The 16177-nt window shown below is 64.9% G+C and carries 15 protein-coding genes; 2 read left to right on the top strand and 13 right to left on the bottom strand.

Annotated features, from left to right (window positions below):
- Window positions 1–5 precede the first annotated feature (5 nt).
- Window positions 6–1328, top strand: a complete 1323-nt coding sequence (locus JN302_RS08685; RefSeq protein WP_202311275.1) for an MFS transporter — start codon at window positions 6–8, stop codon at window positions 1326–1328.
- 39 nt (window positions 1329–1367) lie between these two features.
- Here the strand turns inward: JN302_RS08685 and speB are convergent, their stop codons facing one another.
- From speB to JN302_RS08720, 7 genes are all read right to left on the bottom strand, one after another.
- Window positions 1368–2324, bottom strand: a complete 957-nt coding sequence (gene speB, locus JN302_RS08690; RefSeq protein ID WP_202311277.1) for an agmatinase — start codon at window positions 2322–2324, stop codon at window positions 1368–1370.
- A gap of 13 nt (window positions 2325–2337) precedes the next feature.
- The gene (locus JN302_RS08695; RefSeq protein ID WP_202332605.1) at window positions 2338–3108 is read right to left on the bottom strand and encodes a creatininase; all 771 of its coding nucleotides are present in this window, start codon (window positions 3106–3108) and stop codon (window positions 2338–2340) included.
- Between the two features lie 12 nt (window positions 3109–3120).
- A complete protein-coding gene (locus JN302_RS08700) occupies window positions 3121–3828 on the bottom strand; it encodes an SDR family NAD(P)-dependent oxidoreductase (RefSeq protein WP_202332606.1) in 708 nt (235 codons plus the stop codon).
- Window positions 3822–4577 (bottom strand): SDR family NAD(P)-dependent oxidoreductase, encoded by a 756-nt coding sequence (locus JN302_RS08705; RefSeq protein ID WP_202332607.1) that lies wholly within the window; start codon window positions 4575–4577, stop codon window positions 3822–3824. The genes JN302_RS08700 and JN302_RS08705 overlap by 7 nt, the downstream gene beginning before the upstream one ends.
- Window positions 4574–5347, bottom strand: coding sequence for an ABC transporter ATP-binding protein (locus JN302_RS08710; RefSeq protein WP_202332608.1), 774 nt, complete (start codon window positions 5345–5347; stop codon window positions 4574–4576). The genes JN302_RS08705 and JN302_RS08710 overlap by 4 nt, the downstream gene beginning before the upstream one ends.
- Window positions 5348–5357: 10 nt before the next feature.
- Complete coding sequence (locus tag JN302_RS08715; protein ID WP_244846254.1) at window positions 5358–6140, bottom strand: ABC transporter permease; 783 nt, start codon at window positions 6138–6140, stop codon at window positions 5358–5360.
- Between the two features lie 85 nt (window positions 6141–6225).
- The gene (locus JN302_RS08720; RefSeq protein WP_244846255.1) at window positions 6226–7218 is read right to left on the bottom strand and encodes an ABC transporter substrate-binding protein; all 993 of its coding nucleotides are present in this window, start codon (window positions 7216–7218) and stop codon (window positions 6226–6228) included.
- A 115-nt stretch (window positions 7219–7333) separates the two neighbouring features.
- On the opposite strand from JN302_RS08720, the gene JN302_RS08725 reads away from it, so the two are divergent.
- On the top strand, window positions 7334–8278 hold the full coding sequence (locus tag JN302_RS08725; protein WP_202332610.1) for a LysR family transcriptional regulator: 945 nt from the start codon (window positions 7334–7336) through the stop codon (window positions 8276–8278).
- Window positions 8279–8611: 333 nt separating this feature from the next.
- Here the strand turns inward: JN302_RS08725 and JN302_RS08730 are convergent, their stop codons facing one another.
- The 6 genes from JN302_RS08730 to JN302_RS08755 form a co-directional block, all read right to left on the bottom strand.
- The gene (locus tag JN302_RS08730; RefSeq protein ID WP_202332611.1) at window positions 8612–9127 is read right to left on the bottom strand and encodes a DUF1269 domain-containing protein; all 516 of its coding nucleotides are present in this window, start codon (window positions 9125–9127) and stop codon (window positions 8612–8614) included.
- Window positions 9128–9379: 252 nt separating this feature from the next.
- Window positions 9380–11764, bottom strand: a complete 2385-nt coding sequence (locus JN302_RS08735; protein ID WP_202311296.1) for a phosphoketolase family protein — start codon at window positions 11762–11764, stop codon at window positions 9380–9382.
- Between the two features lie 274 nt (window positions 11765–12038).
- Complete coding sequence (locus JN302_RS08740) at window positions 12039–13124, bottom strand: ABC transporter ATP-binding protein (RefSeq protein ID WP_202311298.1); 1086 nt, start codon at window positions 13122–13124, stop codon at window positions 12039–12041.
- Window positions 13125–13138: 14 nt separating this feature from the next.
- Complete coding sequence (locus tag JN302_RS08745) at window positions 13139–13966, bottom strand: carbohydrate ABC transporter permease (protein WP_202311300.1); 828 nt, start codon at window positions 13964–13966, stop codon at window positions 13139–13141.
- Entirely contained in the window at window positions 13963–14835 is an 873-nt protein-coding gene (locus JN302_RS08750; protein ID WP_244846256.1) for a carbohydrate ABC transporter permease, read from the bottom strand. Before JN302_RS08750 ends, JN302_RS08745 begins: the two co-directional genes overlap by 4 nt.
- Before the next feature lie 27 nt (window positions 14836–14862).
- A complete protein-coding gene (locus tag JN302_RS08755; protein ID WP_202311314.1) occupies window positions 14863–16143 on the bottom strand; it encodes an ABC transporter substrate-binding protein in 1281 nt (426 codons plus the stop codon).
- Between the last annotated feature and the right edge of the window lie 34 nt (window positions 16144–16177).

The raw sequence follows: 16177 nt of genomic DNA on the forward strand, positions 1-16177 counted from the left end.
CTGCGATGACACTCGACTGGTCGGCCGACAGCATCGGTGAAAGAAAAAAAGCCGGCAGGGTGATCGCCGCATCGGTGATCGGCAACGCGCTCGAGTGGTTCGACTTCATCGTCTACGCCCTGCTCGCCGGGACCATATCGAAACTGTTCTTCCCGTCGGACGATCCGATGACGTCGATCCTGCTGGGCTTCGCGACATTCGGCATCGCCTTCGTGGCGCGCCCGATCGGCGGCATCGTTTTCGGCCTCTATGCGGATCGTCATGGGCGCAAGAAGGCCTTGGGGCTCATCTTCGTCATGATGGCGGTCGCGACGGGGATGGTCGCTTTCCTGCCCACCTACGCGGCAATCGGCATAGCGGCGCCGGCGCTGCTGCTGATCTGCCGCATGCTGCAGGGCTTCTCCGCCGGCGGCGAGTTCGGCAGCGCGACGGCCGTGCTCATCGAGTTCGCCCCGCGCGGGTCGAAGGGCTTCTTCGGTTCGCTTCAGATGTGCTCGCAGGCTCTGGCCGTCGTCGCTGCGGCCGTCTTCGTCTTCCTGCTCTCCAGGAACCTGTCGCCCGCCGACTTCGAAAGCTGGGGCTGGCGCATGCCTTTCCTGGCCGGGGCGATCGTCGGCCCGATCGGCTTCTACTTCCGCACCCGCCTGTCCGAGACGCCGGAGTTCGAAAGGGCTGTCAAGGCAGAGGCCTCCGCCGCCTCGGTGCCGCTTCCCGCCATGATCAAGCGTCACCGGGTCGAACTGCTCGCCGCGATCGGTCTGTTCGCCGCCGTGACCGGGCCCAACTACGTCAACACCGTCTACATGCCGAGCATTGCCATTGCCCGGCACGGCGTCGCCCAGTCGGATGCGATGCTCGCCGTTCTGGCGGTGGCGCTTGTCATGGCCGTGCTCATTCCCGTCTTCGGCTGGCTGGCCGACAAGGTGTCGCGAGTCAATCTCGCCATATCAGGCATGGCCGGCACTGCCGTCATGTACAGCGTTCTCTTTCCCTTCTACATGGCCGCGCCGAGTGCCACGTCGTTCCTTTGGCTGCAGCTCGGCTATGCCGCCGCCTATGCCGCCCTCGTCGGTGCCTCCTGCACCCTGGCGATCGAGCATTTCCCCGTGCTGGCGCGCGCCACCGGCGGCGCGACCGGATACAATATCGCGACCATGGTCTTCGGCGGCATGTGCCCGTTTTGGCTGGCCCTGCTCGACAAGGCCGGCGGCACCTATGCGCCGATGATCTACATCGTCGTGACGATGGGCATCGGTATCTTCGGTGCCGTCCTGCTCGGCAGGCAGAGCGAGGGTTCGGCGCGGCGGGCGCAGATCGGAGGCGGATGAACGGGGGCAATCGGCTCCGGAAGCCGCTCGGCTGCGCCGCTACCCCTTTGCCGCTATGGATCTGGCGATCACGCAAAGCAGCTCGAACATCATGGTGGCGCCGGCCAACGCGGTCATGCCTGCGAGGTCGAACGGCGGCGCAACCTCGACCACATCGGCACCGACGATCTTCACCCCGTCGAGCAGACGGACCATTTCCTGCGCCTCGCGGGTGGTGAATCCGCCGAGTTCGGGTGTGCCGGTGCCGGGGGCCATCGACGGGTCGATGCTGTCGATGTCGAAGGTCACATAGGTCGCGCGATTGCCGACGATTGCGCGGGCCTCGGCCATGACGGCCTCCGCGCCGCGCCTCACGAATTCCTCCATATAGATGATGCGGATGCCTTGCTCGACGGCCCAGCTGTGCTCGTCCGGCGCATAGATCGAACCGCGGATACCGATCTGCACGACACGTTCGGGATCGAGCAACCCTTCCTCGACGGCGCGCCGGAAGGGCGTGCCGTGGGTGTAGGGGTTGTCGCCGAAATAGCGGTCGTTGGTGTCGGAATGCGCGTCGAAATGGATCATGCCGATCGGCGCGTTGCGGGCCACGGCGCGAAGCACGGGCAAGGTCGTAAGGTGGTCGCCTCCGGCCGAAAGCGGGATCGCACCGGCTTCGACGATCGCCGCGATGCCCTCTTCAATGCGTTTCAGCGCGTCGGTCAGGTCGATGGGGTTGACGGAGAGATCCCCGATGTCGGCGACATTGGCGATGCTGAAGGGCTCGGTCCCCGAGACATGATGGACACGGCGCATCAGGCTCGATTGGTTCCTGATCTCGCGCGGGCCGTGGCGGGCGCCGGCCCGGTTGGTCGTGCCGCCGTCCCACGGAATTCCGACCAGCGCGATATCCAGGCCCGCGGCCGACTGGACGGCCGGCAGCCTCATGAAGGTCGAGTGACCCGCGAAACGGGGAACGATCGCCGCGTCGACCGGCTGGAAGAAGTTCGAGCTCATATGCGTGGCACCCTCAGAAGAATTCGCTTTTGACGATCTCGGCGATCCTTGTCTCGCAATCCGCGAGCAGCCAGCGGCCCTTCTCGGCCGACGATCCCTCCGTCAGCGAGAGCACGCCCGACGGCGGAACCTCTTCGGCCGGACGCGGATAGCGGTCATAGGGTCTGAATTGCGCCGGACCGTCATGGAGCGCCTTGCCGAGGTCGACGAGGTCGGGCCGCAGCGCCAGCATCATCGACGTCTCGATCACGCTCGCATGCTCGAGCTCGATCCCCGGATAGCCGTCGGGAAAAACCTTCGCCAGCGTTTCGGGGCGCACGAGCTCCCAATGATCGATGCGCAGGATCGTAAGGTCGCCGACACGATCGCGGCCGAGCGCGTCGAGCGCGAGTTCGATGCCTTCGATCGCCGGCCCGATGTTCTCGTAGTGTCCGTTGAGCACGACGATGCGCCGAACCTTCTGGCGGTAGAGGTCGCAGATCACATCCTTGACCAGCAGCGAGAAAGTATGCGCCGTGATGTTGATCGTACCGGAAAAGGCGGGTCCGCCCCCGGTCCGCGGCTGGGATCGATTGCCATAGGCGATGGGCGGCGCGACGAGTCCGCCGACCTGGCCGGCCACTTTCTCGGCGATCGCGGTCGGGATCACCACATCCACATTCATCGCCATGTGGCGGCCATGCTGCTCGGTCGCGCCGAGCGGCAGGAAGACGGGCGCGCCGGCCGCGATGCGCTTTGCGGCCTCGGGCCAGGGCAGCTCGGCCAGGAATACGGTATCCTTCATGTCGACCTCATCTCAAACCATCGCGGCGCCGCCATTGGCGCCCAGGCATTGCCCGGTGAAGAAAGTGGATTCGGGTCCGGCGAGGAACACGACGGCGGAGGCGATTTCCTCGGGCCGGCCGATCCGGCCGAGCGGATGGGTGGTCTCCAGCGCGCGCTGGCTCTCGTTCAGCTGCTCGAACCCGAGGAGCGGCGTATCGGTGGGGCCTGGCGCCACTGCGTTGACCAGGATCGAGGGTGCGAGTTCGCGCGCCCAGGAACGGGTCAGGCCGAGAAGCGCGGCCTTGGTGGCGCAATAGACCGACGCACCGGCTCGGCCGAGATAGGCAAGTTCCGAGGTGATGTTGATGATCCTGCCGCCCTCGCCGAGATGCGGCAGGACCTCACGCGTCACGATGATCGCGCCACGCACATTGACGGCGAACATGCGGTCGACATGGTCGAGCGAGATCTCCCCGAGGGTTGCCTCCTGAAGGATGCCGGCATTGTTGACGAGGATGTCGCAGCCGCCCATCCGTTCGGTGCCTTCCGCCACCGCGTGGACGATATCGCTTTCGCTGGAAAGATCGCAGGCAAGGATCGGGATCGGCCTCTCCGACGCCACGAGATCGAGCCCCAGCACGGTCGCGCCGGCCGCCTGCAAGGCCCGTGCGGTCGCGGCGCCGATGCCGCTGGCAGCGCCCGTAACCAGCGCGCGTTTTCCCGAAAGCGCAGCTACCAAGGTACTTCTCCCCTGTCGATGCCGAGCGACTGCCCGGTGATGTTGGCGGCAAGATCGGAGGCAAGGAAGAGGTAGGAACCGGCGACGTCGGCAGCCTCCATCAATCCCGGCAAGGCCTGCGCCGCGACGATCCTTTCCAAAAGCTGGTCCTCGCTGGCCGCCTCCCGCGCAGCCATGCGCCCGAGCGAGCGCATCGACGCCTCTGTCCGGACCCAGCCGGGACAGATCGCGTTGACGCGGATGCCTCGTGGGCCGAGTTCCTTCGCCCAGGTCTTGGTCAGGCCGATGATGGCGTGTTTGGACGCGACATAGGCGCCGAACCGCGCCTCTGCGACACGCCCCCAGATCGATGCCGTGTTGATGATGGATGCTCCGGCCCGCATGCGGGGCAAAGCGCGCGCGGTCATCAGCGCGGTGCCGATGACATTGATCTCGATGATGCGCCGGAACGCCGCCTCGACCTCCTCGCTGCGGTCCGTGATCGGCGTCATCAGCTCGAGGCCGGCATTGTTGACCAGCACGTCGATCCGGGACAGCGGCTGCAACGCGGCGGCGACCGCCTGCGGGTCGGCGATGTCGGCTTGCGCGCAGGAAGCTTCGAGTTCGTTCGCCCGATCCGTCACAGCCGCGTCGTCGGCGATCAGGTGCAGGCGGGCACCCGCCTCGGCGAAGCGTCTTGCGACGCCGAGTCCGATGCCGCGGCTGGCCCCTGTAATGACGACGGTCTTTCCCGATAGCGACAGGCTCATACAGCCGCCCCGGCCACGTTGCGGATCAGATGCAGGACCTTGTTGCGCAGTGCGAAGAATTTCTGGGTCTCGCGAATCTCCAGCGGCCGGTCGGAACCAAGTTCGGCCGCGACATCGATATCGGCAACCACCGTCGCCGGGCGGCGCGAGAACAGGATGATCCGGTCGGCGAGGAAAACGGCCTCCTCAACGTCATGGGTGACGAAGATGATGGTCTTGGCTTCGCGGATCTGGATCTGCCGCAGCTCGGCCTGAAGGCGTTCGCGCGTCAGCGCGTCGAGGGCTCCGAACGGCTCGTCCATCAGCAGCACGTCCGATCCCGCGGCAAGCGTGCGGGCGATGGCCACACGCTGCCGCATGCCGCCGGAAATCCGGTTGGGGTAGGAGCCGGCGAAATCGACGAGCCCGAAGAGCTCGAGATAATGGCCGGTCCGTCTGGCCTTTTCCGCAGCGTCGATGTCCTTCCGGTAGCGCATGCCGAAGCCGATATTGTCGGCCACCGTCAGCCACGGGAACGACGAATAGGACTGGAAGACCATGCCGCGCCGGCGGTCCGGTCCGGTCACTTCTTCGCCGCCGACCAGGATCCCGCCAGAGCTCGGCCGGTCGAGACCTCCCACCATGCGCATCAAGGTCGTCTTGCCGCAGCCTGAGGGGCCAAGGAAGACGACGAGCGAATTGCGATCCAGCGCAAGATCGGTCTTGCGCACCACCTCGACGGAGCCAAATGACTTTGCGGTATCGAGAAACTGAACGTAGCCGGCCGTCATGCCATGATCCTCACAGATACCGGAAGAGCCGGCGATGAAGCAGGCGCAGGAGCTGGTCGGTGACGAGACCGATCAGCCCGATGACGACGACACCAGCCATGACCTCCGGCGTCTTGACGAAACGGCGCGCGGTCCAGATGACGTAACCGATGCCGGAATCCGCGGCGACGATCTCGGCGATGATGAGATAGGTCCAGCACCAGCCGAGCGTGATGCGCAGATTGTCGATCAGCGTCGGGCCCATCCAGCGCAGCGCCACGTCGGTCATCACCTGGCGCGAATTGGCGCCGACGGTGCGGGCAACTTCGACGAACTCCTGCGGCACCCGCCGCATGTCGTCCGCGACCAGAAGCACAAGCTGAAAGAACGTGCCGAGCCACAGGAGGAAGATCTTGGTCTCCTCGCCGACGCCGAACCATATGATGGAGAGCGGCACCAGGGCCGGAACCGGCAGATAGCGGATGAAGTCGATGATCGGCTCGAGGGCTGCGCCGACGATCCGGTAGCTGCTCATCAGCATGCCGATGGGTATCGCCATCGCAGCGGCAATCAGGAAGGCCGCCCATACACGGCCGGCCGAGACCGCCGAATGCCACAGCAGGTTCTGCTCGGTGAGCATGGTCCAAAGCGCCGCCAGCACGCGGCTCGGCGACGGAAGGAACTGCGGCGCGATGATCCCGGCCCTGGCCGCGACCTCCCAGGCCGCGACAATCAAGGCCGCCGCCGCGATGCTGACGGCGACCTCCGCGGCGGGCGAAGCACGGCCGCGGAATACAAACAGATTGCTGAACAAGATGCTGTCCTTGCGGGCGTTCTTTGCCGGTTCGGCTGCCTTGGAGGCCGCCGAACGGGTTCGGCGGGTCTCCATCGGAGGCGTGCTACTTGCGCGGGAGTTCGTTGATCGCCGAATTGTCGATCTGGTCGGCGGCGACCAGCTTGTTGTCGGCCGCGCCATTGGCGAGGTTGAGGTCCATGACCGTGTCGAAGATCGTGTGGAGGGTGCCCTTTTCGCCTGCCTTGCCCATATAGGCGAGCGATTCCGAAAGTGTGGTGTAGGACAGGCTGCTTGTCACGATCTCCGAGACCTCGGTCGGAGAAAGGCCGAAATGTTTCGACGCCATCTCGGCGAACTTCTCGGGTTCTGCCCTTATGAAATCGACCGCCTCGTAGATGCAGCCCAGGAAGCGGGCATATTTGTCGGGATTGGCCTGGAAGTCGTCGTTGCGGGCTATGATTGCATCGATGATCAGACCGCGATGATCCTTCGACGACACCAGCATGCGAGCGCCGGGGCGACCGGACGCCTTTAACGCCTGCGACATGAATGGTTCGTAGGTGGCGATGGCCGCGATCGAATCGTCGACGAAGACAGCCCCCGTATCGGCGGTCGCGATGTCCTTGATCTGTAGATCATCCAATGTCAGGCCCGCCTGCTTCAATTCCATCTGAAGCAAGAGCCGCGAGGGAATATTCGGTTCAGCCGCCACCACCTTGCCCTTGAGGTCGGCGACCGACTTGATCCTGTCGTCGGTGATGACGCCGTCTCCGCCTACCGACTCGTCGATCGTTCCGATGATGATCCCAGGCGTGGAGGCGTCGCGGGGCCGGCCCTGATACTCGCCGACCGAGCGCATCTGCAGTTCGATGTCGCCGCGGGCCATGGCCGCCATGACATTGGTCAGGTCGTCCTCGAACTTGATGCTGACGTCGAGATCCTTGCCGGTGAAGCATCCGAGATCGCCGGCGATGTGGACTGGCGCAAATCCCAGCCAGGTCGGGGCCAGGATGCGGATCTGGTCGGCGCTGAAGGCGAATTGCGAACCGCCGAGCATCAGCGCGGCGCTCAAGGCAATCCTGAGTGTCGATTTCACGGTCGTTCCCCTTTGTTCGTTGGACGCAGGTTCCCGGTTTTCAACATTGATGTAAATGAGTTTGTTTGGAAGTATGCATCGAATAATGTCGATGTATCGAAGCCATGGAGAGAGCATGCGAAGGCTCGACAATATCGACATCAGGTTGCTGCGCATCTTCGTGACGCTCGCCGATTGCGGCGGTTTCGCCGACGCGCAGATCACGCTCAACCTGTCCCAGCCGACGCTGAGCACGCATCTGGCGGAACTGGAGAAGCGGATCGGCGCCCAGCTCTGCCATCGCGGGCGCAAGCAGTTCCGCCTGACGGAAGTCGGACAGGCGACCTATGACGCCGCGCAGAAGCTGTTTCGCGATCTCGACGATTTCGGGCACAGGATCAGCGCGGCGAGCGGCAGCCTCTCGGGTCGCCTCAGGATCGGCACGTCGGACGGTGTGTTCACCAGCAGCGAGCTCGGAATCCATCATGCGCTTGAGCGCTTCATGCGACCGGATTCCGACGTATTCATCGACCTGACGGTCGGCACGCCTTCAGAGCTGGAACAGCAGGTTGCCGATGGCGGCCGCGACATCGTCATCGGGCCTCTGTCGCAGAAGGCGCCGGGGGTCGTCTATCGCAGCTATTGCGGCGAACCCCATCAGCTCTATTGCGGCCGGCAGCATCCGCTGTTTGCTCTGCCCGATGCCAGGATCGATCAGAACGCGATCGATTCCGCGCGGTTTTCCGTGCGCAGCTATCGGCATTTCGACGATCTCTATCTCGTCGGGCACCCGCGCGCGAGCGCGTCGGTGGTCCATATGGAAGCGCAGCTCATGCTGATCCTCTCAGGCAACTTCATCGGCTTCCTGCCTTGCCATTTCGCCGCGCCCTGGGTGGAGGCGGGGGAGATGCGTGCGATCAAGCCGAGGGCCTATGCGTTCAGTTCGATGCACAAGGTCGCCCACCGCAAGGCCGACGCCGGCCGCTCGCTCGTCCAGGCGTTCCTGAAGGCGCTGCTCGGACCCGTGCCTGGGGGCGGCCGGGGCGAACCGGACGGCGATCAGTCAACGACGACCGGATAGGCTCTCCCCTGTTCGCTCGGGCGAATGTCCATGGCTTCGCGGGTGCCGCCGGGCTGCGGCTTCTCCACATCGAGCGGCTGGCCGAGCACACAACGGGCATGACCTCATTCGCGCAGCTTCTCCATAACCACATAGAATCGGAAATACTCCGATCGCGGAAGCGGCGACCATGCCTCCGAACACCGATGTTCCGACGGCTCGCAGAACAGAGTTCTCCGCGGTCAGCCGATCTGGTCGACTGGTTGCCGTGCTGCTGCGAACCCGGCGACCGGAACCGATCGCCGGGCGTACTCCCAGCCCGATGCGGTGCTCCGCAGCCTCCGCGAGATCAAATCAAGAGGCTGTATCCTTGGCGCTGCTTACAACGTGGCCGCCGATGGCTTCGCGCAGCGCGGCCTCCGCCTTCTCGTCGAGCGACGTGCGCATGACGGTGCCGCCGATGCCCTTCAGGTCTGCCAGAACCTTGTCCGTTGTCATCTTGCGGATCAGCAGGAACAGTCCGGCCGTCCCCGGCTGCAGCACGCCGGCGGCCTCTTTCATGAACTTGTCATCGATGCCTATGTCGGTCAGCTTGCCGCCGAGGGCGCCGGAAGCCGCACCGATGGCGGTGCCGACAAGCGGCATCAGGAAGATGAAGCCGATGAGAGTGCCCCACAGGGCGCCCGAGACGGCGCCCGCTGCGGTCGAATTGACGAGCTGGTTCAGCTTGATCCGACCGTCGGCATCCTTGACGACCACGACGGCGTCGCCGAGTTCGATCAGATATTCCCGCTGGAGGCCGAGCACTTTCTGCCGAACCTCTTCTGCCTTCTGCTCATCGGGAAAGGCGATAAAGACGAGATCACTCATGGAATCCACTCCTTCAGGGATGTTGGCCGGGATACTGGCCCAGACTTGTAGAACTTCCGTGACACGTGTGCTGCGATCCCCGGCTGCAACACTATCTGCTACCGCTGTCCGACTGCAACGCTGTCATGGCAACGGTCGATGAGATCGACTGTTGGGGCGTTTGTCGACCGCTACCACGCACGACTTCGGGCCGCGCCAGCGGCTGACGTCGCCTGGATACGTCAACATCCATGCCTGCTGGACTGGACGCGGTCAGGCCGAGGCGTTCGAGGTCCAGCGCCAGTCGCGTATCTCGGGCATGTCCTGGCCGTGAGTCCGGATATAGTCGTGATGCTCGGTCAGCCTGGCTTCCATCAGCGCCCGCAGGTGGTCGCCCGCCTCGCCCAGGCCCGGCAGCCGGCGGAGCACGCCGAGCACCAGATGGAATCGGTCAAGGCCGTTGAGCACCGTCATGTCGAAAGGCGTGGTCGTTGTCCCTTCCTCCTTGTAGCCATGCACATGGATGTTGTCATGATTGGTGCGCCGGTAGGTCAGCCGGTGGATGGTCCAGGGATAGCCGTGATAGGCGAAGATTACGGGGCGGTTCGTCGTGAAGAGGGCGTCGAAGGCCGCGTCCGAAAGTCCGTGCGGGTGCATCTCTTCCGGCTGCAGCGCCATCAGATCGACGACATTGACCACCCTCACGGCGAGATCGGGCAGGTGCTCGCGCAGGATGGCGACGGCGGCCAGGGTCTCGAGCGCCGGCACGTCCCCGGCGCAGGCCATCACCACGTCGGGCTCCGGCCGGTTGTGCCGGCAGGCCCAGTCCCAGATGCCGATACCCGCGTCGCAATGCAGCCGCGCCTCCTCCATCGACATCCACTGCCATGACCGGGCCTTGCCGGCGACGATGATGTTGATGCGGTCCCAGGTCTGCAGCGCATGTTCGGTCACGCAGAGCAGCGAATTGGCATCGGGCGGGAAATAGACGCGCACGATGTCGGCCTTCTTGTTCAGCGCGACGTCGACGAAACCGGGGTCCTGGTGGCTGAAGCCGTTATGGTCCTGCTGCCAGACATGGCTGGTCAGCAGGTAGTTGAGCGAGGCGATCGGCTGTCGCCAGGGAATGTCGCGGGTCGCGTCCAGCCATTTCGCATGCTGGTTGAACATGGAATCCACGATGTGGATGAAAGCCTCGTAGCAGGAGAAGAACCCATGGCGGCCGGTGAGAAGATAGCCTTCGAGCCATCCCTGGCAGGTATGCTCCGAGAGAATCTCGAGCACCTTGCCGTCCCGTCCGAGATGGACGTCCTCCGGCAGTATCTCCTCCATCCAGGCGCGTTCGGTCACTTCGAAGACGTCCTGCAGGCGATTGGACGCCGTCTCGTCCGGGCCGACGATGCGGAAGTTTTGCGCGGCGAGATTGGCCTGCATCACCGCGCGCAGGTAACCGCCCATAACTCGGGTCGCCTCCGCCTTGGCGGCGCCGGGCTGCGGTACGCCGACGGCATGCTTCGACAAATCGGGCAGTTCCAGAGGCTTGCGCAACTGGCCGCCATTGGCGTGGGGATTGGCGCTCATGCGCAAGGGGCCTGTGGGTGTGGTGTCCCTGATCTCTTCCTTCGGCCGGCCGGTATCGTCGAACAACTCCTGCGGGCGGTAGCTCAGCATCCACTCTTCCAGCATCTTCAGATGCTCGGGATTGTCGGCAAGGCCGGACAACGGAACCTGATGCGCCCGCCAGAAACCTTCGGTCTTGAGCCCGTCCACCTCTTTCGGGCCGGTCCAGCCTTTCGGGCTGCGCAGCACGACGACCGGCCAGGCCGGCCTCGTGCCGCCGTGCCCGGACCGGGCGGCGTCCTGGATGGCGTGGATCTTGCGCATCGCCTGGTCGAGCACGGTCGCCATGCGCTGGTGCATCGCCGTCGGCTCGTCGCCTTCGACGAACAGCGGATCATAGCCGTAGCCGACCAGCAGAGCCCGCAGCTCGGCATGAGGAATGCGGGCCAGGATCGTCGGATTGGCGATCTTGTAGCCGTTGAGATGAAGGATCGGCAGCACCGCGCCGTCATGGATGGGGTTCAGGAATTTGTTGGAATGCCAGGCCGTGGCCAGCGGGCCGGTTTCAGCCTCGCCGTCGCCGATCACGCAGGCGACCACAAGCCCGGGATTGTCGAAAGCCGCGCCATAGGCGTGCGAAAGCGCGTAGCCGAGTTCGCCGCCTTCATGGATCGAACCCGGCACTTCCGGCGCGGCATGGCTCGGAATGCCGCCCGGAAAGGAGAACTGCCGGAACAGTTTGCGCAGCCCCGCCTCGCCCAGCGGAACATCGGGGTTGAGTTCGCTGTAGGTGCCTTCGAGATAGGCGTTGGCGACCATGGCCGGCCCGCCATGGCCCGGCCCGCAGATATAGATCATGTTCGCCTTCTGCCGGCGGATCACGCGGTTCAGATGGGCGTAGATGAAGCTCAGGCCCGGCGACGTACCCCAATGCCCGAGCAGCCGCGGCTTGACATGTTCGAGCCGCAGCGGCTCGCGCAGCAGCGGATTGTCGAGCAGATAGATCTGGCCGACGGTCAAGTAGTTGGCGGCCCGCCAATAGGCGTCTATCTGTTCGAGCTCGGTCTCGGAGAGGGGGGCAGCGTCGGCGTCGTTCATGGCGTGCGGTCCTTTCATTCGAAAAGAGGGGCCAAGGGCTCGGCGGCTGTTCGCGAGTGTATTTCCACGCCGGCCGGTCGGGCAACCTGCCCGTCCGTCGCCATTGTCAAACGCTGGCGAGCCGATCGGGTTCATGATGCTACGACCTGCAAGGGCAATAGCCGCTCGGCGGTACGGAGAAATTGCGCTGGATCAAGCGCCTGCGTGCCGGCGCAGGCTGCCGACCCGCGACGGCAAAAGCGGCCGGCTCGGGTGGATCAGGGTAGGCGCGGGATCAGATCCGCCGGCCGTCTTCGCCGAACAGGAAGGCGCGCGCGGCGTCGAAATGGAACCGCGCGCTCTCGCCCTGCCGGAGGTCGGCGGCGTCGCGGCTTTCGACGGTGAGCGAATTGCCGTCGGCGAGCGAAGCGTGGACATAGGTGACGCCGCCCAGTCGCTCGATGACGGTGATGCGGCCCTCGATGCCGCTGCCTGCACTGTCCGAGACGAAATGCTCGGGACGTATGCCGAGGCTGACCGCGGTGCCCGGTGCCGGCGGCGTGCCGCGGGTCGCGACGACCGTGCCGGAGAGGCCGGCTTCGGCGGCCTCGACCGTCACGGCCTTGTCGCCGGCCCGGCCCGCCACCATGGCCGGCACGAAATTCATGCGGGGCGAGCCGATGAAGCCGCCGACGAACACATTGTCGGGGTTCTCGTAGAGTTCGAGCGGCGCGCCGACCTGCTCGATGCGGCCGGCTCTCAGGACGACGATGCGGCTCGCCAGCGTCATCGCCTCGACCTGGTCGTGGGTGACATAGATCATCGTCGACTTCAGTTCCTGATGAAGTCGCGCGATCTCGATGCGCATCTGGACGCGCAGTTCCGCGTCGAGATTGGAGAGCGGCTCGTCGAACAGGAACACTTCCGGCTTGCGCACGATGGCGCGGCCGATGGCCACGCGCTGCCGCTGGCCGCCCGAAAGCTCGCGCGGCTTGCGTTTCAGATAGGGCTCGAGATGGAGAATGCGCGCCGCGTCGGCGACCTTGGCCGCGATTTCGGCCTTGGGATGACCCGCCATCTCCAGCGGGAAGCCCATATTGGCGGCGACGGTCATATGCGGATAGAGCGCATAGGTTTGGAACACCATTGCGATGCCGCGCCGGGCCGGGTCCTCGTCGGTGACGTCGCGCCCGCCGATCACGATGCGGCCCTCGGATGTGGTCTCCAGCCCGGCGATCATTCGCAGCAGCGTGGACTTGCCGCATCCCGACGGCCCGACGAAGACGACGAACTCGCCGTCGGCGACCTGGAGGTCGACGCCGGTAATGATCTCGGTGGCGCCGAAGCGCTTCTTGACCGCGTCGAGAGCGAGGCCTGCCATGCGTGGGTTCCGTTCTATTTGACCGCGCCTTCGGTCAGGCCGGAGACGAACCAGCGGCCGACGAGCGCAAAGAGGATGACGACGGGAATGGTCGCGGCGGTGGCGCCGGCGAGCAACAGGCCCCAGTCGATCTGATACTGGCCGATGATGCCGGCGAAGCCGACGGGGATCGTACGGTGCGCGTCGGAAACGATCAGCACCGAGGCGAAGAGATATTCGGTCCAGGACGAGATGAAGGCGAAGATCGCGACGCTGGCAATCCCGGGCGCGATCAGCGGCATCAGGATGCGCAACAAGATAGTCGTCGTCGGCGCGCCGTCGACGATGGCCGCCTCCTCGATCTCCTTCGGCACCGACGCCAGAAAGGAGCGCATCATCCAGATCGAGAAGGGGAGCGCGAAGGCCACGTTGACGATGACGAGGCTCGCCCGGCTGTCGACCAGCCCGGCCTTGGAGAACAGCCCGTAGAGCGGGATCAGCACGACGACGCCGGGAAAGGCGTAGGCCAGCAGGATCACCCGATAGAGCGCGTTGCGGCCGGGAAACTCCATACGGAAGAAGGCATAGGCCGCGGGGAGCGCCAGCAGCACCGTCACGGCCGTCGAGAACAGGGCGACCAACAGGCTGTTGACGAGATAGGTAGGGAAATCGGACGACTGCAGCAGCTTCTCGAAATGCTGGAGGGTGAAGCTTTGCGGGAACATCGTCGGCATGCGCTGGATGATCTCGCGCGGCAGCTTGATAGAGCCGGTGATCACCCACCAGAAGGGCAGGCCGATGAGGAGCATCAGGAATAGCAGCCCCGCATGAAGCGACGCCGATTGCGGAAGGCTTCGTCTCATCGCGCGGCCTCGTTCGCCATCATGGCGCGGGTGGTGAGGATGGCGAAGCCCATCAGGAGGATACTGGTGATCACGGAGATGGTGGCGGCCTCGCTCAGGCGGTATCCCTTGAAGGCGGTTTCGTAGATCAGCACGGGCAAGGTCTGCGAGGCCTGCGCCGGGCCGCCCGCGGTGAGCAGCCAGATCACGTCGAAGACGTTGAAGGACAGCAGCGTGCCGACGACGCCCAGCACCATCAGCGTCGGCTGCAGCAGGGGCCAGGTAATGCGGGTGAAACGCCTGAACGCGCTTGCTCCGTCGATGCGCGCCGCCTCGTAGAGATCGCCCGGAATGCGGGTGAGGCCCGCCAGCATCATCAGCGCGGTGAACGGGAACCACCGCCAGGAATTGATCATGACGAGCGTCGTCATGGCGCCTTCGCGTGTGGCGAAGAAGCCGACGGGGCGGTCGATCACGCCGGCCTGCATCAGCAGTGGGTTGATCATGCCGCCCGATGTCGACAGCAGCCAGCGCCAGATGATGACGACGACCACGGTAGGCACGATCCAGGTCAGGATCACCCAGGTCCGGGCGATGCGCACGCCTGGGAATTTCTGGTTGAGGACGAGGGCCGTGGCGAGCGCGAGCAGCGTCTGGACCAGCGCGTTGGCGACCACCCAGACGACGCTGCGGCCGAGCGCTTTCCAGAAGCCCGCACCGCCCATCACGGCCACATAATTGTCGAGGCCGACATAGTTCCCCGCCGAGCCGATGACGCCGACATTCTGGAAGCTGAGCAGGATCGCCTGGACGAGCGGCCAGCCGAGCACGGCCAGCAGGAAAAGCAGCGCCGGGGCTACAAAGACGAAGGCCAGAGGCGTGTTCTTCATCATGGTCCGTCCCCGGCGCCACGCGTGTTATTTGGCGGTGATCTCGGCCATGCGCGCCTGGCCGGCCTTGACGGCGTCGGCGGGGCTCTGGCCGTTCACCACGATGTCCTGCAGGGTCTCGGCGATCACGTTCTGCGCCGAGATGGCGCCGATCGAGGAGAACACCTTGCCGTTGGTGAAGCCGAACAGCTTGCCGTTCCTGGAGTTGGCGACCATGGTCTCGACCTGGCTCTTGTACTTGGCCACGACCGGGTCCTTCCAGAACGAGTCCGCCTTGGCGCCGTCATCGGTGACCGGCAGGAAGAGCCCCGGCTCCATGGTCAGGAAGCGGCCATAGGTCTCGGGCTCCATCAGCCAGGACAGGAACACCTTGGCGGCGTCCTGCTTGGCCTTGTCCTTGGTGGTCAGCATGATGGCGTTGGAATATGAGATGGTCGCCGAGTCCGCCTGGCCGTCCGCGTGCGGCACCGCCGCCACGCCGAGGTCGGCGGCATCGCCTTCCGCCTGCGTGTCGTAGGTGTTGATGACGCTGAACTGCAGGATCATGCCGCAGGTCGCGCTGGCGAAGCAGGCTTCCGCCTCGCCCCATGTCCAGGAGGTGCTATCCGCCGGCGACAGCTTTTGGAGGTCCGCATAGGCCTGATAGGCGGCAACGGTCTCGGGCGTGTCGAAGGTGATCTTGCCGTCCTCGGAATAGAGGTCGGCGGCACCGTTGTTGACCATGAAGCTGTAGACGGTCTGATCGGTATAGAGCTGCTTGTTGGCGGGCAGGCCGATGCCGTATCTGCCGTCGGCGGACAGCTTTTCCGCAGCCGCCTTCCATTCCGTCCAAGTCTTCGGCACTTCGAGGCCGGCCGCCTTCAGGGCGCTGTTCCGGTACCACAGCGAAATCGCCATGTTGTAGGCCGGCACCGCCCAGACGTGATCGTCGTAGCTGTAGGGGGCGACGGTGGCTTCCACGAAGCCATGCCTGGCGTCGAGGTCCTTGACGATGTCGTCGACCGGGACGACGGCGTCGATACCCTTGAGCACGGTGGTGAAGTCGGGGATCGCGAACAGAAGGTCCGGACCGTTGCCTGCCGCGAAGGCGGCCGGCGCCTTGGCGTAGACCTCGCCCCAGCTCTGCGGCTCCTGCTTCACCACGATATCGGGATGGGCCTTGTTGAATTCGTCGAGCAGCTCCTGCATGCGCTGAACGCGATGCGGGGGCTGTTCCATATGCCAGAAGGTCAGGTTCACCGGTTCGGCATAGGCCGTCCCGGCGAGCAGTGTGGCCGCGAGCGCGGCCAAAGTCAGGGTCTTCTTCATCCTGGTTTCTCCCTCTTGTCTCGCCGCTCCCCAA

The organism is Mesorhizobium sp. L-8-3, assembly GCF_016756615.1.
GTDB lineage: Bacteria > Pseudomonadota > Alphaproteobacteria > Rhizobiales > Rhizobiaceae.